We start from the raw sequence: 23,852 nt of genomic DNA on the forward strand, positions 1-23,852 counted from the left end.
AAATCACCATGCAGGCTCATTCTTCACAAGAAATCGATCCTGGACGGAAACAAACGGCGATTGTTTGCGTACCGGAACTGTTCGTAGCATCCTCACGCCCCCTCGTCGTCCACCCGCGAAAGGAGCGTGTGGCATGCGCGCAGTGCTCAGTGCCGAGGAGTCCGCCGCCGTGGAGGCGGTCGACGAAACGGCCGTCGCCACCATGCTGCTCGACACCCTGGCCGTGCCCAGCGTGACCGGAAGCGCGGCCGAGTCCGAGCTGCAGCACCGTCTGGCGCGGGACCTCGGCCGGTCCGGCCTGGACATCGACCTGTGGTCGATGGACCTGCCCGCTCTGCGCGCCGAGCCCGGCTTCCCCGGCATGGAGGTGCCACGCGACGAGGCATGGGGGCTCGTCGCCACGCTGCCCGGCGCCGAGGACGGTCCGACCATGATCCTCCAAGGTCATGTCGACGTGGTGCCGCCCGGTGACCTCGCGCAGTGGGCGGGCGCCCCCTTCGTCCCGAGCGTCCGCGGAGACGTCGTGCACGGCCGGGGCGCCTGTGACATGAAGGCCGGGGTCGTCGCCAACGTCGCCGCGCTCGCCGCCATCCGGGCCTCCGGGGTACGGCTGCGCGGCAGCGTGGCGGGCCACTTCGTGGTCGGCGAGGAGGACGGCGGGATCGGGGCCTTCGGGACCCTGCGCCGTGGCCACACCGGCGACGCCTGCGTCATCAGCGAGCCGACCGGCGGCACACTGGTCACCGCGAACGCCGGTGCCCTGACCTTCCGGATCACCGTGCCCGGCCGGTCCACCCACGCGAGCACCCGTGACGCCGGGGTGAGCGCCATCGACGCCTACGCCCCCATCGCCGCCGCCCTGGCCCGGCTGGAGGCCGCCCGCAGCGAGACACCCGATCCGCTGATGGCCGAGTACCCCTTCCCGTACAGCGTCTCCGTCGGAATGCTCCAGGCCGGGGACTGGGCCAGCAGCGTGCCGGGGCTGCTCGTCGCCGACGGCCGGCTCGGGCTGCAACTCGGCGAGGACCCGGCCGCGGCACGCGCCGCGTTCGAACGCTGTGTGGCGGAGGCGTGCGCGGCCGATCCGTGGCTGCGCGGGCATCCCGCGGTCGTCTCCTGGCCCGGCGGCCAGTTCGCCAGCGGGCGGCTCCCGGCCGGCCATCCCCTGCGCGAGACGGTCGGCACCGCGCACGCCGACGTCACGGGCGCGCCCCCGGCCCGGGAACGCGGTGCCCCCTACGGGAGCGACCTGCGGCTCTACGCCGGGGCGGGCATAGCGACACTCCAGTACGGTCCCGGGGACGTACGCCTGGCCCACGGCCCCGACGAGCACGTGTCCCTCGCTGAGACGGTCGCCGTCGCCCAGGCGCTGGTCCTGGCGACACTGCGCACCGTGGGAACCCGGTAAGGGCCACGCTGCGTACCGTGGGAACCCGGTGGGACCGGCGCCTGGAGGACGACGGGCCCGGTGGGTCCACGGGCCCCCGGACGTTCAGCGCCCCGCGCGCGTCCGCCAGCCGTGGTCGACCGGTCCGAGCCCGGAACCGAGCGGGAAGCCCGCCGCGATCGCGCCCGTGACGTACTCCTTGGCCCGTCCCACCGCCTCCGGCACCGTCCGCCTGCGCGCCAGTTCCACCGCGATGGCCGAGGCCAGGGTGCAGCCGGTGCCGTGGGTGTGCCGGTTGTCGTGGCGCGGGGCCCGCAACCAGAGCCGTTCGGCCCCGTCGGTCAGCAGGTCGGCGGCCTCGCCGGGCAGATGGCCGCCCTTCACCAGGACCCAGCGGGGACCGTGGGACAACAGCCGTTCCGCGGCCAGGCACATGTCCCGCTCCCCCGTCACCTCGATCCCCGTGAGCTCGGCGGTCTCGTCGAGATTCGGCGTCGCCACCGTCGCGAGCGGCAGCAGCGCGGCCCGTACGGCGTCCAGCGCGTCGTCGGCCAGCAGCCGGTCACCGTGCTTGGAGACACTCACCGGATCCACCACCACGGGCGCGGCGACGTCCGACAGCAGCTCGGCGACGGTCTCGACGAGCAGTGCGGAGCCGAGCATGCCGGTCTTCACCGCCTGCACCCCGATGTCGTCCACGACGCTGCGGTACTGCGCGCGCACCGCCTCGGCCGGAAGCTCCCAGACTCCCTGCACACCGAGGGAGTTCTGCGCGGTGACCGCGGTCAGCACGCTCATCCCGTGCGCCCCGAGCGCCAGCATGGTCTTGAGGTCGGCCTGGATGCCGGCGCCGCCGCCCGAGTCCGATCCGGCGACGGTCAGGACGCGGGGCGGGGCGGCGGGGGTGTTCGAGGACATGGCGGGTTCGCTCCGTACGAGAGGCGAGACGGTGAGGCGTGGCGGTGAGGCGTGGCGGGTGAGGCGAGACGGGTGAGGCGTGGCGGGTGACGAGTGCGAGGTGCGGGACGACGCGGCCCGTGACCGGCGGCGGCCGTGGTCAGCGGCGCAGCCGTAGCGGCGCGTACACCACGAGGGCCGCGAGGAACGCCACCCCGTAGGCGAGATCCGCACCGTGCAGGGCCCGCGCCACCGGACCGACGTACAGGCTGGTGCTCATGAACGGCACCGCCGCGGCGAAGGCACCGACGAACGCCACCAGCGCGGGCCACCACGGCCGCGGACGGGCGCTCTCGGCGGACAGATCGACCGGCGCGCCGGCTCGCGCCCTGGCCCGGACGAGCCAGTCGACGACGACGATCGCGACGAACCCGGGGATCCAGTAGCCGACGAGCAGCAGCACGTTCTGGAACCGGGTCGTGGTGTCGGCGGCGTGCATCCACAGCACGAGCGGGAAGCCGAGTACGGCCGCCAGCGCGGCGGCGGCCGGGCGCGGCAGGCGTACGCCCATGGTCTGCAGGGCGAGTGAGCCGCTGTAGTCGTTCATGGCGTTGCTGCTCAGGGCGGCCAGGGCCACGGCGAGCAGCCCGAAGGCACCGAGGACACCGCCGCCCAGCAGGGTGTCGACGCCGCGGGCGGTCTGGTCGGTGAAGACGGAGGCGCCCCACAGACCGAGCGCCTGGACGGCCACGAAGGACACGCTGACACCGGCGAGCGTGCACCAGAACATCCGCGGCCGGGACGCCGTACGCGGCAGATAGCGGCTGAAGTCGCTGGCGTAGGGGGCCCAGGACAGCGCCAGACTGAGGGCGATGGTGCAGGTCAGGACGAAGGCCCCGGCCCGGTCTGCGCCGTGCGCGGAGGCGGTGGCGGCGGGGTGGTCGCCGTTCAGGAGCTTCACCGTCAGCGCGGCGAAGGCGGCCGCGAGGGCGAACGTCATCACGGTCTGGAGCCGGTGGATCACCTCGTACCCGAGGACGCCGAGCGCTCCCTGCGCGCCCATCATGACCAGCACACCCAGCCAGAACGGCCAGCCGCACAACTGCGCCAGCGCGTCCCCGCCGAACAGGCCGATCAGCGCGTCCCAGGCGATCGACGACAGCCACTGCAGCGCACCCGGCACCAGCACGGCCCGTCCGAACGCGAGCCGGGCGAGCGGCAGCTGTCCGGCGCCGGTCTGGCTGCCCCAGGTGCCGAGGTACGCCGTCGGCACCGCGCCCAGCAGGGTGCCCAGCACGACGGCGGTCAGCGCGGTGGCGAAGTCGAGGCCGAGCGCGATGCCGACCGTACCGGTGAAGACGCCGGTCATCGTCAGGTTGGGGGCGAACCACACGGTGAAGAGGCGGCCGGGGCCGCCGTAGCGGTGGTCCTCCGGCACCGGGGCGATGCCGCGCGCCTCGACGCGCAGATCGCCGGGGGCCTCGGGCATCCGCCCGTCGAAGACGCCCTGCGGGCCCCCGACGGCCACTTCACCACGGGCATACGGCAACGACATGAGACATCCCTCCGCCAGTCCTAACTGGTTCAGGTTCGACGGGTGTGATCTCAGCCCACGTGCGGGGCACCCCGTGTCCGGTTCGGCGTCAGGATAGCCCGGCCCGCGCGCACGGCCCAGGCAGGGGGCGCGGTACGTCCGGGCAAGGGGCGCGGTACGTCCCGGGCAAGGGGCGCGGGGACCCGCGCGACCGGGGGCGAGAAGTCCGTGCGTCGGCGTTGTCGCGGGACAGCTCTCAGGGGCCGACGCGCGGCTCCCAGCCCTCGTACGCCGCTGTCAGCAGGCCCAGCACGCCGTGCGCGGTGACCTGGCGGGGGTTCGGGTACGCCTGACCGGCGGCCTGCGCCGCGGCCTCCGCCAAGTCGGCCTCCTCCAGGCCGAGTTCGGCGAGGGTGCTGGGCGCTCCCAGACCCCTGGCGAGCTCCCGCAGGGCGCGCGGGACGTCGTCCGTGCCGAGCGCCCTGGACAGCGTGGCGATCGCCCGGGGCGCGGCGGACGCGTTGTAGGCGAGGACGTAGGGCAGGACCACCGTGTGCGTCTCGGCGTGCGGCAGGCCGAAGGTGCCGCCGAGGACATGGCACAGCTTGTGGTGCAGGCCCATGGTGGTGGCACCGAGGCAGGCGCCGCACAGCCACGCGCCGTACAGGGCGCGGCTGCGCGCGGCGAGGTCGCCGGGTGCGGCGGCCACGGCCGGCAGGGCCCCCGTCATCGCCCGGACCCCCTCCTCGGCCATGAGCGAGACGAGGGGCGAGGCGTCGGGCGCGTACAGGGCTTCGACTGCGTGCGCGAGGGCGTTGACACCGCTGGTCACCGAGAGGGGAACGGGGAGACCGAGGGTGAGTTCGGGATCGTAGACGACGCTTCGGGGCTGGACGGCGAGGTCGCGTCCGGTGCGTTTGGCGCCGTCCTCGGTCAGACCCCACACCGGAGTCATCTCGGAGCCGGAGTAGGTGGACGGCACGGCGATCAGCGGCAGCCCGGTGCGCAACGCGATCGCCTTGCCGAGGCCGATCGCCGAGCCTCCGCCGACCGCCACGCAGCCGTCGGCCCGTATCTCGCGGGCCACCTCGACGGCGCGGGCGGCGACCTCGGCGGGTACGTGCATCCGGGCCTCGGCGTGCAGCCCCGCGCACTGGCCGCCCAGCGCGTCGGCGACCGCGCGGGCGGTGACCTCGCCCCGGCTGCCACAGACCACCAGCACCCGGTGCAGACCGAGCCGGGCGACCTCGCCGGGGGTCGCGGACACGGCGGCGCCGGGCCGGAAGACGACCCGGCCCGGCCGGGTCTCGTACGCGAAGTCGAGCGGGGTGTCCATGGCGCTCATGCCTGCTCCCGTACGAGGTCGAAGCGGGCGAGCCGGAGAGGGGCCGAGAGGCCGAACTCCCCTGGCAGGGAAGGATCGTCGGTCTCGGCGACCTCCTGGACCAGGCCCTGCCCGACGGCGAACACGGCGTCGACGACGTCGGCCGTGGAGTCGGCCGTGGAGTCGGCCGTGGACTCGTTCATGAAGGCGGTCGGGAGGTCTGTCGTGAAGTCGGTCGGTTCGACGGTCATGCCACTCTCCTGGTCCGGCGCACGATCCTGCCAGGCGTGTCCGAGGATGCGCCCCCGCGCCCCCGGCGGCAACTCCTGGTGTTCCGTCGCACGGCCATCGGCCATCGATCATCGGTCATCGGGACCGGTCGCCGTCGGCGCTCGCGTCCAGGAAGTGGAAGCCTGGTTCCGGATAGCGCGTGTGGGCCCGGTGCGGGGCGGACGAGGTGTAGGCGCCCGCGAGGGAGAACACCACACGGTCACCGGCCCGCAGGCCCTGGGCCCGGACGTCGCGGATCAGGACGTCCTTCGGCGTGCTCAGCTGGCCGGTGAGGGTGGCACGCTCCCTCCGCACCACGGGACGCGGCCAGGAATACGGCCATGGCTCCACTTCGAGGACGGACCAGGGCTGGTCGTGGCGCCCGGTCACAGGGGTGCGCAGGTGGACGGCGCCGCCACGGATGACGGCGAAGTCCTCGCTGGAGCCGTGCTCGACGTCCAGCACCTCGCTCGCGTACCAGCCGCAGTACGCGGTCAGCGCGCGACCGGGCTCGATCCGCAGCGTCAGCCCCGGGTGGGCCGCGACGAGCCGGGCGAGGCCCTCGCCGTACGCGTGCCAGTCGAAGCGGCGTTCGGGGCGGTCGTAGTCCACCGCCATACCGCCCCCGATGTCCACCTCGGTGAGCCGAAGGCCGTTGCGGGCGGCCAGTTCCAGGGTCCAGGCGACGACGGACCCGGCCAGCGCCAGGTGTTCCTCGGCGTGCACGCCGTTGGCCAAGTGGGCGTGGACACCTCGTAGTTCGAGGTTCGGATAGCTGCCGTCGGTGAGCAGGCCGACGATCGTGTCGGCCCGGGAGGGATCGAGTCCGGAGGCGGTGGCGGACCCGCCGCCGTCCGCCGTGAGAAGACCGTCGGGCACCGGGAGGTCGAACCGCGGCAGCACCGCCACCCGGCGGTCCGGAGCGTGCCGCTGGGCCAGCCCCGCCAGCATGTACAGCTCGTACTCGCTCTCGACCTGGAAGCGTGTCACGCCCCGCTCCAGCGCGTCCGCCAGCTCCGTCGGGGTCTTCTCCGTACCGCCGAAGACCCGCGGACGGTCCACGGCGGCCTCGGCCACGTGGGCCAGTTCGGTGCCGGAGGACACCTTGTAACCGTCGACGTACGGGCCGAGCTCGGCCAGGATCTCCGGTTCCCCGTTGGCCTGGACCGCGTAGTACAGCTCGACGCGATCGGGCAGGGCGGCTCTGACGGACGTGGCGTGGGCGCGTAGAGCCGCCAAGTCGTATACGTAGGCGGGTAGTTCCGTGGGCGACAGGGAGAGGATGCGGTCGCGCACCGCGCGCGGGGGTGTGATCATTGGGGCACTCCGGGTCGTATGGCGCAAGGTGTCGTCGGCACGCGACGGGGGTGGCGAACGGCCGGCCGACATCGCCGACCGGCCGGCGCGCGACACGGGGAGCGGGGCCACGCCGGAAACGCGGAGCCGAGCAGCGGGCCCCACGCGGAGCAGAGCCGCAGGCGCCACGGGCAGCAGAGCCGCGGGCGCCACGGGGAACAGAGCCGCGCGCTCCGCGGGAAGCAGGTCCGCGGGCGCCAAGGCGTAGCCGGTATCTCTCCCGGGACACGGGTGCGACGCGCGTGCCGGGTCCGCAGTCCGTACCGGGTCCGTCGGCGGGGGCGGAGTGTCCGGGAGGGGCCGACCGAGCGTCCGGTCCAGCGGAAGGAGCGGGGACCAGGAGAGCACCGCCGCCGCCCTCCGGCGGGCCGACGCCCTCGCTCGCAGGGCTCGCGCCCTGTGGCATCCCACCATCATTCTGATCCGCGACTCCAAACCCGTGGCCCGGATACGATCTCTACCCGGTCAGAGATCCTCAGCCACCTTGAGCCGCTCACGGGCGCGAACCGTCCCGGGAGTGCCGCACCGGCACACACACCACCACCCACGACACCCTCCCATGCCGCGGTTCCACGGGCGCGCAGTCGGTGGTGTTCCGGCGGGGCGCATTCACCAGCACGGGGTGAGGAGGTCTCGGGTGCCGGGCACCGGACGCAGGGTGCCGGACGCAGGGTGCCGGGCGCCGGACGCAGGGCGCCGGACGCAGGGCGCCGGGCGCCGGGCGCCGACGCGGGCGCGGACACCGGCCGGGTTCGAGACGTCGGAGCCGCGCGAGCGGCCGGCGAACGCGCCGCTGAAGCGGAGGCGCCCGAGGGGCACTAGATGTCCGCCGGGGCGCAGCACTTGGGAGCCCTCGCAGCGCACGGCGGCGCAGTCGCGGAGCGTGGCGCGCGCACGGCGGACGTAGCGGCGGCTCGGATCGATGCGGGGCGGATCGAGGAGGATCGGATCGACGTGGGGCGGATCGAGGAGGATCGGATCGACGTGGGGCGGATCGGGGAGGGTCGGATCGACGTGGGCGGATCAGGGAGGGTCGGGCCGGCGCGAGGGGACAGGACGCGTTCCGGCATGACGCGGTGCCCGGCTCCGTCCGGAACCGGGCACCGCGTCCGGTCAGGTCAGCAGATGGCCGACGCGGGCAGTCCGCCGTACTGGTCACCCTTGAGATAGACGGCACTCACATAGCCCTCGGCCAGCCGCACCCAGACGTCGTTGACATAGCCGTTGTCGCGGATGGTCTCTCCGTGGGTCCAGCACGACGCGCCGCGCGGATCCCCCGCGGTGACGTGCCCGGTGACACCGGTCTGGCTCGACGGGCCGGAGCGGACGTTGACGTTCACGTACGGAGTGACGGCGTACGGCAGTCCCGCCGCCGCTGCCTGCGCCCCGCCGGCGCCGGTCAGAAGCAGTCCGGCGGCGAACGCGCCGACACCCGCCGTGGTCAACGCCCTGGTCCTCGTCCTCATGGTCATGCGGCCCTTCCCCGTGGTGGAGTCCCGTGGTTTCCCGGGCGGGACCGCGCGTCCCGCGTGATCCCACAAGGCAGCCTTGCAAGTCCGGCGCCGGGCGGGGAACTTCTTTCGACCACGCTCGAAACGTCCCGCCGCCGCCGACCAGCACCCGGTGGTGGTCACGGGCGGAACCGGGGACGCCGCGCATGGAGAGCGGGGAACCCATGTGTGCCGGCTCACGCGGGCATCCCCGGGCGCACGAAAAAAGGGCCCTCACAGGCTGTCGCCCGTGAAGACCCTTCGCACCGTCGGGACGACAGGATTTGAACCTGCGACCCCTTGACCCCCAGTCAAGTGCGCTACCAAGCTGCGCCACGTCCCGATGCGTTCCCCCGCGATGTCCCGCGGGATCGTGCGGACAGAACTTTACCCCACAGCGGGGGCTGCTCCGAAGAGGGCACGGGGCGAGAGACAATCGGGGCATGAGCGGGACATCCGGAAGTCGGCAGAACGGCGCGCGGGATCGGGACACCGAGGGCAGGGCGCGCAACGCCCGGCCGCGGGACGGGCTGGGCCGCCCTCTGCCGTACGGCGCCGACGGCGTCGAGCGGCAGCCGGAGGGCGTCGTGCGCGACCCCGAGCGGACGGTGACCGAGGCCCAGGCGCTGCTGGACGCGGGGCGGCCGTTCCACGCGCACGAGGTCTTCGAGGACGCCTGGAAGTCGGGCCCCGAGGACGAGCGCACGCTCTGGCGCGGTTTGGCCCAGCTCGCGGTGGGCCTCACGCACGCGGCCCGGGGCAATACGACGGGCGGCGCCCGGCTGCTGCGGCGCGGCGCCGGAGCCGTCGACGAGTGGCGGGCCGGCACGGCCGGCCCGCCCCGCCCCTACGGGCTCGATCTGACCGAACTGGCCTCATGGGCGAGGGAGTTGGCGACTGTCGTGGAGCGTGACGGAGTCGCGGTCAGCGCCGGGGCCTGGGCGCCCCGGTTGCGCGGGGGCACGCGCTGAGAGGCCGTTGCGCACGCTGGTCCGGGCCGGGCGCGAACCCCAGGTCGGACGCGGTGCGTCCGCTGTCGGTGGCGTGCGGCAGACTCGGGGTGTGCGAAAGATTCATGTCATCGGCATCGGCGCGGGCGACCCCGACCAGCTCACCCTCCAGGCGGTCAAGGCGCTGCGGAGCACGGACGTGTTCTTCGTCCTGGGCAAGGGCGAGGCGAAGTCGGACCTCGTCCAGCTGCGCCGTGACATCCTCGACGCCCACCTGCCCGACGGGGCGTACCGCCTGGTCGAGGCCCGCGACCCGGACCGCGACCGGGCCGCCGACGGCGCCGCGTACTCCCCCGCCGTCGGGGACTGGCGCAGCGCCCGAGCCGACATCTACCAGCGGCTCATCGCCGAGGAGCTGGGCGAGGACGAGAGCGGCGCGTTCCTGGTGTGGGGCGATCCCGCGCTGTACGACAGCACCCTCGGGATCCTGGAGGAGATCCTGGACCGGGGCGCGGTGGCGTTCACGTACGACGTCGTGCCCGGCATCAGCAGCGTCTCCGCGCTCGTCGCCCGGCACCGCACGGGGCTCAACCGGGTGGCCGGGCCCGTCCAGATCACCACGGGCAGGCGTCTCGCGGAGGGCTTCCCCGAAGGCGTCGACGACGTGGTCGTCATGCTCGACGCCCACCAGGCCTTCCGGCGGTACGCCGACGAGGACATCGACATCTACTGGGGCGCGTACATCGGCACACCCGACGAGATCCTCGCCTCCGGCCCGATAGCCGAGGCGGCCCCCCGGATCGAGCGGCTGCGCGCCGAGGCACGCGAGCGCAAGGGCTGGATCATGGACACGTATCTGCTGCGCAGGCGTCCGCGGGGGTAGCACACGTAGCTGCTGCGCAGGCTTCCGCGGAGGTCGCGAAGGGGCCGCGCGACGGCAGGGCAGGAAACGCGCCCAGGGCCCCCGGGCCGGACGGCGCTCCCCGTAGGCAGCCTGGGCAGAGCTCCCCATGCGTTGGCCTGGCGGAGCTCGTCACGCGCGGGCCGGACGGGGCTTCCCGTAGACAGGCCGGACGGGACTCCGCGTACGCAGACCGGTCGGAGCCCCTCCCCCGCACGCAGGCCAGACGAGGCTTCCCGCACACAAGCCGGACGGAGTTCCGCGTACCCAGACCGGGCGGGAGCCCCATGCACAGACGGGGCAGAGCTCCCCGTACGTGCATGCCCTGGGGGCCCCTACCTACCGCGCGCGGCACCTCGTCCGGCCCTCCGGCGGCACCTCGACCGGCCCTCGCGCGGCACCTCGACCGGCCCTCGCGCGGCACCTCGACCGGCCCTCCGGCGGCACCTCGACCGGCCCTCGCGCGGCACCTCGACCGGCGCGTATCGCCGAGCCGCTCATCCGGCACGTATCGCCGAGCCGCCCGTCCCCTACGCGCCCGGCCCCCTGGGCGGCGCGTCGGGTCGTGTGTCGCCGGCTCCGGTCGCCGGGCGGGAGCCGTGCCCGCTTCAGGCGCCGCCGAGGTCCAAGCGGGCCAGGGCCGACGCCACGTCCGGCACCGCGGCCACACCGTCCGGGAGCGGCGGCCGGCGCACGACGACCACGGGCAGGCCCAGTGCGCGAGCGGCGGTGAGCTTCGCGGCCGTCGCCTCTCCCCCGCTGTCCTTCGTCACCAGGACGTCGATGCGGTGCGCGCGCAACAGGGTCCGTTCGTCGTCCACCGTGAACGGGCCGCGGGCGAGGAGCACTTCGGTGTCCGGCGGCAGTGGCGGCTCCGGCGCCTCCACCGACCGGGCGAGGAAGTGGAGTCCGGGGAGGTGCGCGAAGGCCGCCAGGCCAAGGCGGCCGGTGGTGAGGAAGACCCGGCGGCCCAGTGGCGGGAGGAGCGCGGCGGCCTCGGTGAGTGAGGCGGCGAAGTGCCACCGGTCGTCGGGGCCGGGCCGCCAGCCCGGACGGCGCAGGACGACCGCCGGGACTCCGGTCGCGGCGGCGGCGAGGGCCGCGTTCTCGGTGATGCGGGTGGCGAAGGGGTGGGTGGCGTCGACGACGGCGTCCACCCGCTGCTCGCGCAGCCACCGCGCCAGTCCGTCCGCCCCGCCGAACCCGCCGACGCGCACGTCCCCTTCGAGCGCACCCGGCCGGGACACCCGCCCCGCGAGAGACGTGGTCACCCGCACTCCGGGGCGGCCCGCCAGTTCGGCGGCGAGCAGGCGTGCCTCGGTGGTGCCGCCGAGGACCAGGACGTGGGGGGCCAGGACGTGGGGGGCCATGGCGTCGAGCCTACGAGGTGGTCAGCGCAGCAGCAGCTGCACCCCGCCCACCACCGTCGCGGCGATCACCAGCCGTTCGAAGAGCAGCTGGTTGATGCGGTGCACGGCCCATCTGCCGAGGAACGCACCCGGTACGACGAAGATCGCGAGCGCCGCGTCCAGGAGCAGCGAGTGTCCGTCGACGAGCCCGAGGCCCACGCTGAAGGGCACCTTGGACGTGTTGACGATCAGGAAGAAGAAGGCCGAGGTGCCCAGGAAGCCCAGTTTGCGGAAGCCGGCGGACAACAGGTACATCGACATCACCGGGCCGCCCGCGTTGGCGACCATCGTGGTGAACCCGCCGAGGACGCCGTACGAGCGTGCCTTGATCCGGCCCGTCCGGGTCGCGACCGCGTCGGGTTCCTCCTCCTCGGTGGCGGCCCGGCGGCGCCAGAGCGTCACCGCCGCCATCAGCAGCAGGATCGCGCCGATCGAGGTCCGTACCAGCCCGTCGTCGGCCCACACCAGGAACAGCGTGCCGAGGACGACACCCGCCGCGACCGCCGGGAACAGCCGCCACAGCGTGGGCCAGTGGGCGTGCCGCCGGTAGGTCGCTACGGCCAGCACGTCCCCGACGATGAGCAGGGGGAGCAGCACGCCGGTGGAGGCGCGGGCGGGCAGTACGGCGGCGAAGATCGCCAGGCTGACCGTGTTGGCCCCGCTGACGGCGGTCTTCGAGAAGCCGACGAGCAGTGCCGCGGCGGCGAGGGCGGCGAATTCCCAGCCGGATATGTGCCAGAGCGTCATCGTGTTCATGCGGGGACCGATGCTATGCCCACGCATCTCGTCCCCGTAAGGAGCGTCCCGTCAGGTGATCACCGCGCGGGCCCGGTCGCCCCCGGTTCCGGCCCCGGGGGCGTGCTCGGCACTCACGGGGACGCGGTCAGGGGCGCTCGACCAGGACCGCGCTGCCCTGGCCGACCCCGACGCACATCGTGGCCAGGCCGCGGCCGGCGTCGTTGCGGCGCATCCGGTGCAGCAGGGTGGTGAGGATACGGGCGCCCGAGCCTCCGAGGGGGTGGCCCAGCGCGATGGCGCCGCCGGTGGGGTTCACCCGCTCCGGGTCGATGCCGAGCCGGTCCACGCAGGCGAGGGCCTGGGCCGCGAACGCCTCGTTGAACTCGGCCTCGTCGAGGTCGCCGACGCTCCAGCCGACCCGGGCCAGCGCCTTGTGCGTGGCGGGAACGGGGCCGATGCCCATGACGTCCGGGTCGACTCCCGCCGAGGCGCCGGCGACATACCGGCCCAGCGACTCCAGGCCCAGGTCGTTCAGCGCCTCTTCGCCGACCAGGAGCAGTCCGGCCGCTCCGTCGTTCATGGGCGACGCGTTTCCCGCGGTGACCGTGCCGCCCGCGCGGAAGACCGGCTTGAGGCGGGACAGCTTCTCCAGCGAGGTGTCCTCGCGTACGCATTCGTCGGTGTCGACGATCACCCCGTCGGGGCGCTCCACGGGCAGCAGTTCGCGGTCGAAGTGGCCGTTCTTGCGGGCGTCCGCGGCACGCTGGTGGCTGCGCAGCGCGAACGCGTCCTGGCGCTCGCGGGAGACCCCGTACCGGGCGGCGACCTCCTCGGCGGTCTCCCCCATCGACAGGAGTCCGTGCAGTTCCTTCATCGCCGGGTTGACCAGTCTCCAGCCGAGCCGGGTGTCGACGGTCTCGATGCGGTGCGGCAGTGCCTCGTCCGGGCGGGGCAGGACGAAGGGGGCCCGGCTCATCGACTCGGAGCCGCCCGCGAGCACGATGTCGGCCTCGCCGGCGGCGATGGCGCGGGCCGCCGTGGTGACGGCCTCGAGGCCGGAGGCGCAGAGCCGGTTGACGGTCGCGCCGGGCACGGTCGCGGGCAGGCCGGCCAGCAGAACGGCCATACGGGCGACGTTGCGGTTGTCCTCGCCCGCCTGATTGGCGGCGCCCCAGTAGACGTCGTCGATCCGGGCCGGGTCGAGCGCGGGCACGTCGGCGAGCAGCCCCCGGATCACGGTCGCCGCGAGGTCGTCGGGCCGCACCCCGGACAGGGCGCCGCGCAGTTTGCCGATGGGGGTGCGGCGGGCCGCCGCGAAGTGGACAGGACGCACGACAGGACTCCTGACGGACACCGGAACAACGAGATCAACCATTAATTAGCACCGCTAGTTTTTGACTATAGCCCGGTGCCCACGCCTTGGAAAGCACGGGCCCGCCGGAACCCCGGCTCCGGCGGGCGCGGGGCAGGCGGTGCCCCATGGACGAACGCGGGCCACCCCGAGGGGTGGCCCACGTCAGCGCTGGTTCCGACTCGGTCGTACGGTGTCGGTCAGCTGGTCGTGACGGCGGTGTCGTCGACGACGAAGCTGGTCTGGAGCGAGGAGTCCTCCACGCCGCTGAACTTCAGGGTGACGGTGGAGCCGGCGAACGAGGACAGGTCGAAGGTCTTCTGGGCGTACCCGGTGGCCTTGTTGAGGTTGGAGTAGGCGGCCAGGGTGGTCGATCCGGCGGTGACCGTCAGCTTGTCGTACGCGGTGCCGGTGGTGGTCTCCGCGGTGTCGATGTGCAGGTAGAAGGTGAAGCTGGCCTTGCAGCCGGCGGGGATCGTCACCGACTGGGAGAGCGTGTCGGTGTGGGTGGAGCCGTAGCCGTCGAGCCATGCCTTGTAGGAGCCGCCGTGCGCCGCCTCACCGGTGTCGGTCGTGATGACACCGCTCGACGCGGTCCACGAGGCGCTGCCGGACTCGAAGCCCGGGTTGCCGAGCAGCTGCGCCGAGGTGCAGGTGCCACCCCCACCCGAGGAGACGGTCCAGGTGAAGGACGCGGTACCGGTCGCGCCGGTGCTGTCCGTGACGGTGACCGTGGTGCTGTAGGTGCCGGCCGTGGTCGGTGTCCCGGTGATCGCGCCGGTGGAGCCGTTGATCGACAGGCCGGTGGGCAGACCCGTCGCGGCGTAGCTCAGCGAGCCGCTGTTGGTGCTGCTGGCGGAGACCTGCAGACTCACCGCGGTACCGACGGTGGAGGACTGGCTGCCCGGATTGGTGACGGTCACACCGCTCGAGGGCGGGGTCACGTGGCTGCCGACGGCGATGCCCGCGAAGGCGTTCGCCACCCCCGCGTACTGGGTGGAGTTGGCGCCGTACAGCGCGGTGGCGGCGTTGAGCGCGGCGGTGCGGGCCGCGGCGTAGTTGGTGCTGGACGTCATGTACGTCGTCAGCGCCTTGTACCAGATCTGCAGGGCGGCGGCCCGGCCGATGCCCGCGACGGCGACACCGTCGGACGTGGTGCTGTTGTAGGTGACACCGTTGATCACCTTGGTGCCGCTGCCCTCCGAGAGCAGGTAGAACATGTGGTTCGCCGGACCCGAGGAGTAGTGGACGTCCAGGTTGCCGACGCCGGAGTACCAACTGTCGGCGGAGCCACCGTCCTTGCTCGGCTTGTCCATGTAACGCAGCGGGGTGCCGTCGCCGTTGATGTCGATCTTCTCGCCGATGAGGTAATCACCGGGGTCGGAGGCGTTCGCCGCGTAGAACTCGACGCCGGTCCCGAAGATGTCGGAGGTCGCCTCGTTCAGGCCGCCGGACTCGCCGGTGTAGTTGAGGCCCGCGGTGTTGGAGGTGACACCGTGGCTCATCTCGTGGCCGGCCACGTCCAGGGAGGTCAGCGGGTCCGCGTTGCCGGAACCGTCGCCGTAGGTCATGCAGAAGCAGCTGTCGTCCCAGAACGCGTTGACGTACGCGTTGCCGTAGTGGACGCGGGAGTAGGCGCCGACCCCGTTGTTCTTGATGCCGCTGCGGTTGAACGTGTTCTTGTAGAAGTCCCAGGTCTCCTGGGCTCCGTAGTGCGCGTCGGCCCCGGCCGTCGCCGCGTTGGAGGTGGTGCCGTTGCCCCAGGTGTCGCTGGTCTGCGAGAAGAGCGTGCCGGTGCCGGAGGTCCCCCGGTTCAGGTTGTACGTCTTGTGGCCGCCGCGGGCGCCGTCGGTCAGCGTGTAGTTGGAGCCCGACTGCGTCGTCGTCAGGCTCACCTGGCCGCTGTACTGCGTGTTGCCGACACCGGTCTCGATGCCCTGGTAGCGGTAGAGCTCGTTACCGGTGGTGGCGTCGGTGATGACGTGCAGCCGGCTCGGGGTGCCGTCGTCCTGGAAGCCGCCGATCACGGTCTCCCAGGCAAGCTTCGGGGTGCCGCTGCCGGCCCAGATCACCTTGCGGGCGCTGTCGGTCGTGGCCTTCTCGGCGACCAGGGACCTCGCGGCCTTCAGGGCCTTGCCGGTGGCGGCCGACTTGCTGAAGGTCGCGGTGGTCGAGGCGACCTTGATGGTGCGCTTGTTGTTGAAGGTGCTGCTCACCGTACCGGCGGCCAGCGAGGCCGGCGGGGTGTGCACGACCACGTCGCCGCCCAGCACCGGCAGACCGGCGTAGGTGCGCTCGTAGCGCGTGTGCAACGTGCCGTCCTGGTCCTTGACGACGTCCCTGACGACCAGCTTCTCCTTGGCCCCGAGGCCGAGGGTGCCGGCGGTCGCCGTCGTCCTCTGCGCCGCGCTCTTCAGCAGGGCCGCGTGCTGGGCCGGGCTGAGCCTGGCCTCCAGCCCTCCGCTGCGCAACGGACTGGGGTGGGGGGCGGCGGGCTTGGCGACCGCCGGAACCGTCTGTATGCCGACGGCCAGCAACGCGGCGGTGGCCGCGAGTGCTCCGGCTGCGGCCGCCTGACGGGGAATTCGTCTCACTCGTACTCCTACTGCTGCGGTCGCGGGGACGACCGGTGACAGCCCGGACAGACGGGATGTGCTGCCCGGGACGAGCTGAGCAGTGCGGTGCGGGGCCCCTGCGCAGGCCGTGGGGGCCTGTCCGGCAGGTGGAGGAAGGATGGCAGCTTGACGCATCCATGTCATGCACCTTCGGGGCATTCGAGGGTTAACCCTCGGCGGAGGCCGCCCCGGCCCGGATGGCGGCACGGCCCCGACGGGCGGAGGATGGACGCGAGGGGCGGCGCACGGCCGGACCGGCCGGTACCGCCACGATGGAGGTCGGCACGGTCGGCATGACCGACGGGCGACACGTTCTCGCTCCGGGCTTGGCCGCATCCGTCCGCCTCACCGGCCGCGACCCACCCCCGGGAACCCGTGAACCGGGCCCGCACCGGTCCGAGTCCGCGCAACCGAGCGCGGGAGCCGAGAGCCGCCGGATCCACCACGTCGGGCCTGCCGCCCGAGTCGGACGCGCACCCGCGTGGGTCAGGGCGCCGAGAACGATCCGGGCCCGGCGACCCCTTCGTTCACCAGTCCACCCGCACCCCTTCCCCCCTCTGTCCTCCCCCTGCCCTTGCGCACCTCCGTCCATCCACTCGTCGGCCCATCCACCCGACGGCCCGTCCGTCGGGGCGGGTTGCGGGGGCCCGCGGCGACCGGCCGTCCGTGGTGCCCGACTTGGCCGGAGGCATGACGACGGAATATGCGAACGCCGAACGGGGTAACTCCGAAGAGCACGGCGAAGCACCGGGCCGTGCCGGCCGGGAGAGACCCTCTTTCCCGGCAGTACCCCTGAGGCACGCGCCTGTTCCTCCAGGGCTGGGGCAGATGACTCCGCGGCGCCCGAACCGGGCCGCGCGGAAGCCGGTCGTACGAGTCCAAGGAGGCGCAATGACCCGCCAGATCCGTATTCGTACCAGCCGCCGCACCACCTCGGGGCGCGAGGTCAAGATGGAGATCGACCGGCGGACACCTTCGGGGCGAATCCTCCCCTACTGATGCGAACTGAACTCCCCCTTCCGGGCGGCCTGTTCGGACGCGGGACGCGGAGCGCGGCGGCGTGGGTCAGCTCGCGGTGCGGCGGATGCGTCCCGCGTAGCGCTCCTCCAGTACCAGGTTGCCCTCGAAGCCTCCGGGAACGTTGGCCGACACGTAGACCGGCGGCCTGACACCGGCGGCGAGCAGGAGCGCGGCGCTCTCCGCGACGGCCATCTGCACGAGCATCACCCCCGTGAGCGTGGACAGCGCGCAGACGGCGCCGCCGCCCGGGAGTTCGAGCAGCGCGTCGCCGCGCGGCGCGGCGTTGTCCAGGACGACGTCGGCGACATCGGCCAGCTTCCGCCCGCTCGGGTGCGAGGCTGGCACCGCCCGCGTGTGGGCCAGCGAGGTGACGGCCAGGACCCGGTGCCCACGCTCCTTGGCGTGCAGGGCCATCTCCACGACCACGTTGTTGACACCCGAGTTGGAGACGATGACGAAGAGGTCCTCGGGCCGCGGCTCCACGAGCGCGTAGATCCGGGCGGCGACACCGGACTGCCGCTCCAGGAGCGGATCGGCGAGAACGTCCGGCCGCTCCCCGCCGTACAGCACCAGGTCGGCGATGCTCAGCCGGTTGGTCGGCACCAACCCCCCGGCCCGGCCCGCGATTTCCAGCACGAGGGCCTGAGAGTGCCCGGTGCCGAACGCCTGGACGACGCCGTCCGCGCGTACACAGTCCGCGATCAGCTCGGCCGCACGCCGCACGTCGTCGCGGGCGGACGCGGTGATGCCGCCGAGGACGGCGAGGCCCTCGCGCGCGAAGCTGTCGGCGCTGACGGATCCTGCGGACACGTGGCACTCCCCACCGGTGGATCGAACCACCAATTCCGGAGACTCTGCATGAATGGTTGAACCCTACCCGCTCCCGGTCCTGCCATTCAATCCGCCGGTCGGACGATGGCTGGTAAATTCACAGCCCGAAGCGTCCGCGGGTGCCGGGAAGCACCCAGGGCCCATGGATGTACGCAGGGCCGAGGAGATCGGGTAGAGCATGGAACGGACCGGCGCCGGCAGCGGGATGCCCCCGACGGACGTCACCGCGCTGATCCGCACCGAACTGCCGCGGCTGACCGGCTCCTTGCGGAAGGTCGGCGAGCTGATCCTCGAGGACCCGGCCGCCGCCACCCACTGCTCCGCCGCCGAACTGGGCCGCCGAACCGGCACCTCGCAGGCGACCGTCACCCGGTTCTGCCGGGCCGTCGGTCTCGACTCCTACCAGCACCTGCTGATCGCGCTGGCCCAGGAGCGCGGCCGCGGCGAGGTCGCGGACTGGGGCACCGCCGAGATCGGCTCGGACATCTCCCCCGACGACGACCTCGAACGGGTGGTCGCCGTGGTCGGCAGCGCGGACCTGCGCGCGGTCCAGCAGACCATCGACCGGATCGACCTCGACGCGCTGGAGCGCGCGGCCCAGGCCGTGGCGCGCGCCCGCCGCATCGACGTGTACGGCGTCGGCGGCAGCGGCGCGGTGGCCCTGGAGACCGAGGTCCGCCTCTTCCGCATCGGCTGCGCGGTGCGCGGCTGGAACGAGGTGCACGCCGCGGCCACCTCCGCGGCCCTGCTCACCCCGGCCGACGTCGCCATCGGCATCTCCCACTCCGGGTCGACCCGCGAGACCATCGAGCCCTTCGAACTCGCCAAGGAGCGCGGCGCCGCGACCGTGGCGATCACCGCGGACCCGCGCTCGCCGCTCGCCCGTGCCGCGGACGTCCGGCTGATCTCCGCCTCGTCCGAGACCAGCTTCCGCACCGGCAGCATCGGCGCCCGTCACTCCGTCCTGGTCCTCATCGACTGCCTGTACGTACGGGTCGCGCAGTTGTCGTACACACGGGCCAGCGCCTCACTGACGTTGACCGGCCACATCGCGGGACAGCACGCGGTCACGTCCCGCCGCGCCCGCTGAGCCCTCCCGTCCCCGCCCGTCCGTGGGCGCCCCGCCCGCGCATCGCCGCCGCCTCCTGCTTCCGGACCGCCTGCCGGGTCCGCGCGTGGCCCGTCGGTCACGCGGTCCCGGCGGCGCGCGTCGGGCCACCGTGGCCGAGCCGGGCCAGGGCCGCGGCTCCCCGGCAACCGTCCGCCACCCGCTCGACCGTCAGCCCCAGATCCTCCAGCCGCCCGGTCAGTGGTGCGCTCAGCGGGCCGTCCGGGCCGCGCAACCCGCCCGTGACGACGATCCGTTCACCCGGCCGGGGGTCCAACGCGCTTACCGCGGCCGCCAGATGGTCCACCGCCTCGCACAGGATCGCCTCCGCGACCGGGTCCTTGTCTCGGGCCGCCTCGGCCACCAGCGGAGCGAGCCGGGCGAGCGTGATCGGTGGCTGCGCCATCACGGTGGGCAGCAGGCGCATGCGGTAGGCCTCACGCCGCGCCGCGGACCATCCCCCGGCGGCACCCTCGGCCCGCCCGGCCCTCCCGACCCCTCTCGTTCCTCCGGCCCCCTCGGCCCCCTCGGCCCCACCGCTCCCTCCAGCGTCCCCGGTCTCTCCAGCCCCTTCCAGGAGATCGGCGGGCAGCCCAAGGGCCGAACCGACCGACCGGGCCAGCGTCGTGGGGCCGCCGCGCCCGTCCGCCATGCGCAGGGCCGCGCGTACCGCGCCGCGCCCGATCCAGAATCCGCTGCCCTCGTCACCGAGCAGCCAGCCGTCGCCGTCCACGACGGCCGCGCAGCGGCGGCCGGCGATGCGGGTCGCGACCGCTCCGGTGCCGGCGACCAGGGCCAGCCCGTCGGCGGGAGTTCCGGGAGCGGAGGCGAAGGCCGCCTCGACGTCGCTGCTCACACCGACCGTCCGCGGCGCGATGCCCAGCCGCCGCAGCGCCTCGGTCAGGGCCGCGAGGGCGTTCAGCCGCCCCGGGTCGCCGCCCGCGCATTCCGTGAAGCCCGCGGAACCCACGGAACCCGCGGCACCCGCGAATCCGCCGACCACGGCCACGACACCACCGCGGACCCGCTCCGGCACCGACCGGCCGATGGCCTCGACGAGGTGATCGGCGAGCCGCGCCGGCGGAACCGTCAGGGCGTTGCCCGGTCCCGCCACGGCCTCGCCCAGGGTGCGTCCGGTCGCGGCGGACGCCAGGACGGCGCGGGTGCGCGTACCCCCGGCGTCCAGGCCGACCACGAGATCCTGGTTCAATTCATTGCTCATCGCCCACCATGGTGGTTGACGCATTCACCGGGAACAAGCCCTCCGCGGCGGATCGTCTCTTCAGCGGACGGGCGTTCGTCCGCGACGGCCGCGCCGTTCCCCCGTGTCGCGTCGAGCGGCGCACGCAAATCCGGAGGGGTTGAAAGTATGATCAGCCAATGTCTGACATGACCGAGACCACGCCCGGCTGGCTGACCCCCGACGAGCTCGAGATGGCGCGGGCCCGTATGCCGATCCTGTACGTCGAGGCCGTGCCGGTGCGCGTCGACGACAACGGTGAAGTCACCAGCATCGGACTGCTGCTGCGCATAGGGCCGGACGGAACCGTCAGCCGCACCCTCGTCTCCGGCCGCGTGCTCCACCACGAGCGGGTCCGCGACGCCCTGCTGCGGAATCTGGAGAAGGACCTCGGGCCGGTGGCGCTGCCCCGCATCCCCACCTCACTGCAGCCCTTCACCGTCGCCGAGTACTTCCCGACGCAGGGCATCACGCCCTTCCACGACCCACGCCAGCACGCGGTGTCACTCGCGTACATCGTCCCGGTCACCGGCGACTGCCGTCCCCGGCAGGACGCCCTCGACCTGGTCTGGTTCAGCCCGGAGGAGGCGTTGACGTCCGTGGTCCTCAACGAGATGCCGGGTGGTCACGGCGCCCTCCTCAAGCAGGCCCTCGCCCACGTGGGCCGCCTGTCCTGAACCCGCCGGGGGCGCCCCGGCCTCCCCGCGAGCGCGGCCCGGGAATGACCGTGCGGCACCCGCGTCCGCGTTTCCGGCACGGACGGCGAAGCCCGGTTCCACCGGCGGGGGTGGCGCTCGACGGCCCGCGCGGGACTCGTCGGACGCCACCCCCGCCGCCGTGCTAGCCGGTCACCGGCTGGAGCTTGGCGCGGAAGTGCCGCAGGATCGGGGACTGCTCCACGATCCGGTAACCGCGCACGGACTCCGCGGTCTTGGCGATCCGTTCCAGGGTCCTGCCGACGTGGTCGTAGTGGCTGCGGGTGTACACACGACGCGGCAGCGCCAGCCTGACCAGTTCGTACGGCGGGCTCTTGACCGGGTTCCCGTCCTCGTCCTCCTCGCCGAGGTAGAGCGAGCCGAGTTCGGCCGAGCGGATGCCGCCCTCCAGATAGAGCCGGCAGGCCAGGGCGTGGCCGGGGTACTGGTGGGGCGGTATGTGGGGCAGCAGCCGTCCCGCGTTGAGGTACAGGGCGTGCAGGCCGGGCGGTTCCAGGATGTCGACGCCCGCGGCGCGGACGCGTTGGGCGAGATGGTCGGCGCTCTCCGCCCGCTCCGCCAGATAGGCGGGCTCGGTCACCTCCTGCAGACCCTGGGCCATCATGTCGAGGTCACGCCCGGCGAGGCCGCCGTAGGTGGGGAACCCCTCGGTGGCGATCAGGAGGAGTTCGCACTTCTGGGCGAGCTCCGGGTCGTTCAGCCCGATGAAGCCACCGATGTGGACGATGCCGTCCTTCTTGGCGCTCATCACACAGCCGTCGGCCAGACGGAACGCTTCCTCGGCGACCTGCCGGGGGGTGCGGTCGCGGTACGCCTCCTCGTGCCGGGTGACCAGCCAGGCGTTCTCGGCGAACCGGGCCGCGTCCAGGATCAGCGGGACGGAGTGGCGGCGGCACAGTTCCGACGTCCGCCGCAGGTTCTCCATGGATACGGGCTGACCGCCACCACCGTTGTTGGTGATCGTCATGACCACCGCGGCGACGCGCGAGCCGGTCGATTCGCCCAGCACCTGCTCCAGCGCCCCCAGGTCGATGTTCCCCTTGAACGGCTCCCGGCTGTCCAGGTTGCGGGCCTCGGGGCACGGCAGGTCGCGGGCCACGCAGCCGTTCAGCTCCACATTGGCGCGGGTGGTGTCGAAGTGTGTGTTGGACAGGACGGTGTCGCCGGGTTCGAGGAGGTTGGAGAAGAGGATGCGCTCCGCCGCGCGCCCCTGGTGGGCCGGCAATATGTGGGTGTAGCCGGTCAGTTCCGACACCGTCTCCCGGAAACGGTAGAAGGAGCGCGAGCCCGCGTAGGACTCGTCACCGGCCATGCCCACGGCGAGCTGCGCCGACGACAGGGCGCCCGTGCCCGAGTCGCTCAGCAGGTCGATGGTCACCTCGTCGGCCCGCAGGTCGAAGAGGTTGTAGTGCACCCGTTCGATGGCCGCCTTGCGCTGCTGGGGCGTCGTGAGCGGAATGGGTTCGACGACTTTGATCCGGTACGGCTCCATCCTGATTTCTGCTCCTGCCTTTCCGTGTCCGACTGAGTGGAGGGTTTCGCGCGGCCCGGTACGCGCCGCGCGGGGGGAGGAGAACGGCTGGTGCCGCGGCCCGGCGGGCAGCGGCGGACGCACCGCGTACGCCTCCGAGGAGATGTACGCGGTGACACGTGGCGGCCGGTCCCGTTCGTGGACCAGCGCCAGATACGCGATGAGACCGACTCCGTCGTGCAGCGGTCGCGAGCTGACGGTCGCCAGCGACCGGTCGAGCACGGTGGGGTCCATTCCGTGGCGGCGCAGCACCGCCGTGGCACGGGCGTGCGCCTCCCCGTCGTGCCGGACGTAGTCCCGTACGGGCACGTGGAGGGTGAAGCCGCTCGGCAGACCGGTCACCGCCTCCGTGAAGGAGTGGCAGGAGAGCACGGGCCGTCCCGCCAGCCGGACGGCCTCCCCCACGCCGGAGTACCGGTCCACTCCCTCCAGGCCCGCCGCGACCCGGAAGAACTCCTCCACGGTCTCCCGTCCCGGCCCCGGCTCACTGCGGGACAGCGAGCCGGCGTCGGCGGCCGACGCGTCGCGATGGGTGACGTAGACCTTCACCCGAGGTGTCTCCCAGTCACCGAGGTCGAGGGCGAGGAAGGGATAGCCGTCCGCCGGGGGCAGTGCGTCGAACGCCTGCCGGTGGCCGAGTCTGTCCAGCGCCTCGCGCAGGGTCTCGGCGGCCCGGTCCGGCCCGGACGCCGCGGGGTTCAGATAGATCTTGACCTTGGGCACCCCGCCGGGGAGCAGTTCCAGAGCGATCCACAGCGCCAGGGGGCCCTGGGGATCCGGCGGGAAGAACAGGTCCTCCACACCGTCGAGCCGGTCGGTGGAGAAGCCCCAACGCTTCGCCAGGGCACGGACGACACGCAGTCCGGTGCGGCCCTGTTGTGCCAGGCTCCGGGCCGCGTACCCCGGTTCCAGCAGCACCCGCAGGGTCGGGGGCGCGTCGGGGACGAGGGCGAGGGAGTACTCGACCGGTGTGTGGTCGTCGGACAGGAAGCTCGGGTGGGGCGGCGGCTGGTCCAACGGCCGCTCCGCTCCGGCGCCCAGACAGTCCGTCAGGACACGCGCGTAGACCTCGGCGTCGGACCGGTGCAGCCCCACGGCCTGGCACAGCCGTAGTAACTGGTCCGACACGAAGGTGCCCAGAGGCTGGGTCGCCACGATTCCACCGCTGAGACGGGAGGAGATCA

At 73.0% G+C, this 23,852-nt stretch carries 18 protein-coding genes, 1 tRNA gene and 1 riboswitch; of the genes, 5 read left to right on the plus strand and 14 right to left on the minus strand.

Annotation, left to right across the window (positions count from 1 at the left end):
* The first annotated feature begins 133 nt into the window (after window positions 1–133).
* Window positions 134–1,408: an ArgE/DapE family deacylase gene (locus ACFVTC_RS11555; RefSeq protein ID WP_390126383.1), complete on the plus strand. Its 1,275-nt coding sequence runs from the start codon at window positions 134–136 to the stop codon at window positions 1,406–1,408.
* An 84-nt stretch (window positions 1,409–1,492) separates the two neighbouring features.
* Here ACFVTC_RS11555 and thiD read toward each other — a convergent pair whose 3' ends face one another.
* From thiD to ACFVTC_RS11590, 7 genes are all read right to left on the minus strand, one after another.
* Window positions 1,493–2,305 (minus strand): bifunctional hydroxymethylpyrimidine kinase/phosphomethylpyrimidine kinase, encoded by an 813-nt coding sequence (gene thiD / locus ACFVTC_RS11560; RefSeq protein WP_390126384.1) that lies wholly within the window; start codon window positions 2,303–2,305, stop codon window positions 1,493–1,495.
* A 139-nt stretch (window positions 2,306–2,444) separates the two neighbouring features.
* Window positions 2,445–3,839 (minus strand): purine-cytosine permease family protein, encoded by a 1,395-nt coding sequence (locus ACFVTC_RS11565; RefSeq protein ID WP_390126385.1) that lies wholly within the window; start codon window positions 3,837–3,839, stop codon window positions 2,445–2,447.
* Window positions 3,829–3,923, minus strand: a riboswitch (TPP riboswitch). (Overlaps the previous gene by 11 nt.)
* A gap of 151 nt (window positions 3,924–4,074) precedes the next feature.
* Complete coding sequence (locus tag ACFVTC_RS11570) at window positions 4,075–5,154, minus strand: maleylacetate reductase (RefSeq protein ID WP_390126509.1); 1,080 nt, start codon at window positions 5,152–5,154, stop codon at window positions 4,075–4,077.
* A 5-nt stretch (window positions 5,155–5,159) separates the two neighbouring features.
* Window positions 5,160–5,393 carry a hypothetical protein gene (locus ACFVTC_RS11575; protein ID WP_390126386.1) on the minus strand — a complete coding sequence of 78 codons (234 nt, stop codon included), beginning with the start codon at window positions 5,391–5,393 and terminating at the stop codon, window positions 5,160–5,162.
* Window positions 5,394–5,508: 115 nt separating this feature from the next.
* Window positions 5,509–6,729, minus strand: coding sequence for a type III PLP-dependent enzyme (locus tag ACFVTC_RS11580; protein ID WP_390126387.1), 1,221 nt, complete (start codon window positions 6,727–6,729; stop codon window positions 5,509–5,511).
* A 1,157-nt stretch (window positions 6,730–7,886) separates the two neighbouring features.
* Window positions 7,887–8,240, minus strand: coding sequence for an SH3 domain-containing protein (locus ACFVTC_RS11585; protein WP_390126388.1), 354 nt, complete (start codon window positions 8,238–8,240; stop codon window positions 7,887–7,889).
* A 287-nt stretch (window positions 8,241–8,527) separates the two neighbouring features.
* Window positions 8,528–8,601: transfer RNA gene (locus ACFVTC_RS11590), tRNA-Pro, on the minus strand.
* Window positions 8,602–8,701: 100 nt separating this feature from the next.
* Here ACFVTC_RS11590 and ACFVTC_RS11595 point away from each other — a divergent pair.
* Both ACFVTC_RS11595 and cobF read left to right on the plus strand, forming a co-directional pair.
* Window positions 8,702–9,229: a DUF309 domain-containing protein gene (locus tag ACFVTC_RS11595; RefSeq protein ID WP_390126389.1), complete on the plus strand. Its 528-nt coding sequence runs from the start codon at window positions 8,702–8,704 to the stop codon at window positions 9,227–9,229.
* A gap of 91 nt (window positions 9,230–9,320) precedes the next feature.
* Window positions 9,321–10,091 carry a precorrin-6A synthase (deacetylating) gene (gene cobF / locus ACFVTC_RS11600; protein WP_390126390.1) on the plus strand — a complete coding sequence of 257 codons (771 nt, stop codon included), beginning with the start codon at window positions 9,321–9,323 and terminating at the stop codon, window positions 10,089–10,091.
* Between the two features lie 626 nt (window positions 10,092–10,717).
* On the opposite strand, the gene ACFVTC_RS11605 is transcribed toward cobF, so the two are convergent.
* The 5 genes from ACFVTC_RS11605 to ACFVTC_RS11625 form a co-directional block, all read right to left on the minus strand.
* Window positions 10,718–11,464, minus strand: a complete 747-nt coding sequence (locus ACFVTC_RS11605) for a cobalt-precorrin-6A reductase (RefSeq protein WP_390126510.1) — start codon at window positions 11,462–11,464, stop codon at window positions 10,718–10,720.
* A 36-nt stretch (window positions 11,465–11,500) separates the two neighbouring features.
* Window positions 11,501–12,274 carry a sulfite exporter TauE/SafE family protein gene (locus ACFVTC_RS11610; protein WP_390126391.1) on the minus strand — a complete coding sequence of 258 codons (774 nt, stop codon included), beginning with the start codon at window positions 12,272–12,274 and terminating at the stop codon, window positions 11,501–11,503.
* 127 nt (window positions 12,275–12,401) lie between these two features.
* Window positions 12,402–13,589, minus strand: coding sequence for a thiolase family protein (locus ACFVTC_RS11615; protein WP_390126392.1), 1,188 nt, complete (start codon window positions 13,587–13,589; stop codon window positions 12,402–12,404).
* 218 nt (window positions 13,590–13,807) lie between these two features.
* Window positions 13,808–16,201 carry a M4 family metallopeptidase gene (locus ACFVTC_RS11620; RefSeq protein WP_390126393.1) on the minus strand — a complete coding sequence of 798 codons (2,394 nt, stop codon included), beginning with the start codon at window positions 16,199–16,201 and terminating at the stop codon, window positions 13,808–13,810.
* A gap of 1,086 nt (window positions 16,202–17,287) precedes the next feature.
* Entirely contained in the window at window positions 17,288–18,052 is a 765-nt protein-coding gene (locus ACFVTC_RS11625) for a sugar isomerase domain-containing protein (RefSeq protein ID WP_390126394.1), read from the minus strand.
* A 226-nt stretch (window positions 18,053–18,278) separates the two neighbouring features.
* Between ACFVTC_RS11625 and ACFVTC_RS11630 the strand changes: the two genes are divergently transcribed.
* Entirely contained in the window at window positions 18,279–19,163 is an 885-nt protein-coding gene (locus ACFVTC_RS11630; RefSeq protein ID WP_390126511.1) for a MurR/RpiR family transcriptional regulator, read from the plus strand.
* 97 nt (window positions 19,164–19,260) lie between these two features.
* Here ACFVTC_RS11630 and ACFVTC_RS11635 read toward each other — a convergent pair whose 3' ends face one another.
* Window positions 19,261–20,403 carry an N-acetylglucosamine kinase gene (locus ACFVTC_RS11635; protein WP_390126395.1) on the minus strand — a complete coding sequence of 381 codons (1,143 nt, stop codon included), beginning with the start codon at window positions 20,401–20,403 and terminating at the stop codon, window positions 19,261–19,263.
* 167 nt (window positions 20,404–20,570) lie between these two features.
* Between ACFVTC_RS11635 and ACFVTC_RS11640 the strand changes: the two genes are divergently transcribed.
* Window positions 20,571–21,098, plus strand: a complete 528-nt coding sequence (locus tag ACFVTC_RS11640; RefSeq protein WP_390126512.1) for an NUDIX hydrolase family protein — start codon at window positions 20,571–20,573, stop codon at window positions 21,096–21,098.
* Between the two features lie 163 nt (window positions 21,099–21,261).
* Here ACFVTC_RS11640 and ACFVTC_RS11645 read toward each other — a convergent pair whose 3' ends face one another.
* Entirely contained in the window at window positions 21,262–23,823 is a 2,562-nt protein-coding gene (locus tag ACFVTC_RS11645; RefSeq protein WP_390126396.1) for a tryptophanase, read from the minus strand.
* Between the last annotated feature and the right edge of the window lie 29 nt (window positions 23,824–23,852).

The organism is Streptomyces sp. NPDC057950 (assembly GCF_042887295.1).
In the GTDB taxonomy this organism is placed as follows: domain Bacteria; phylum Actinomycetota; class Actinomycetes; order Streptomycetales; family Streptomycetaceae; genus Streptomyces; species Streptomyces kaempferi.

What these genes read in the sequence shown, in the direction of transcription:
- ACFVTC_RS11630 (WP_390126511.1), top strand. Translation starts at nt 18,279, where the DNA reads ATGCCCCCGACGGACGTCACCGCGCTGATCCGCACCGAACTGCCGCGG.
- thiD (WP_390126384.1), bottom strand. Translation starts at nt 2,305, where the DNA reads ATGTCCTCGAACACCCCCGCCGCCCCGCCCCGCGTCCTGACCGTCGCC.
- ACFVTC_RS11585 (WP_390126388.1), bottom strand. Translation starts at nt 8,240, where the DNA reads ATGACCATGAGGACGAGGACCAGGGCGTTGACCACGGCGGGTGTCGGC.
- ACFVTC_RS11575 (WP_390126386.1), bottom strand. Translation starts at nt 5,393, where the DNA reads ATGACCGTCGAACCGACCGACTTCACGACAGACCTCCCGACCGCCTTC.
- ACFVTC_RS11640 (WP_390126512.1), top strand. Translation starts at nt 20,571, where the DNA reads ATGACCGAGACCACGCCCGGCTGGCTGACCCCCGACGAGCTCGAGATG.
- ACFVTC_RS11570 (WP_390126509.1), bottom strand. Translation starts at nt 5,154, where the DNA reads ATGGACACCCCGCTCGACTTCGCGTACGAGACCCGGCCGGGCCGGGTC.
- ACFVTC_RS11610 (WP_390126391.1), bottom strand. Translation starts at nt 12,274, where the DNA reads ATGAACACGATGACGCTCTGGCACATATCCGGCTGGGAATTCGCCGCC.
- ACFVTC_RS11595 (WP_390126389.1), top strand. Translation starts at nt 8,702, where the DNA reads ATGAGCGGGACATCCGGAAGTCGGCAGAACGGCGCGCGGGATCGGGAC.
- ACFVTC_RS11580 (WP_390126387.1), bottom strand. Translation starts at nt 6,729, where the DNA reads ATGATCACACCCCCGCGCGCGGTGCGCGACCGCATCCTCTCCCTGTCG.
- ACFVTC_RS11635 (WP_390126395.1), bottom strand. Translation starts at nt 20,403, where the DNA reads ATGAGCAATGAATTGAACCAGGATCTCGTGGTCGGCCTGGACGCCGGG.
- ACFVTC_RS11555 (WP_390126383.1), top strand. Translation starts at nt 134, where the DNA reads ATGCGCGCAGTGCTCAGTGCCGAGGAGTCCGCCGCCGTGGAGGCGGTC.
- ACFVTC_RS11565 (WP_390126385.1), bottom strand. Translation starts at nt 3,839, where the DNA reads ATGTCGTTGCCGTATGCCCGTGGTGAAGTGGCCGTCGGGGGCCCGCAG.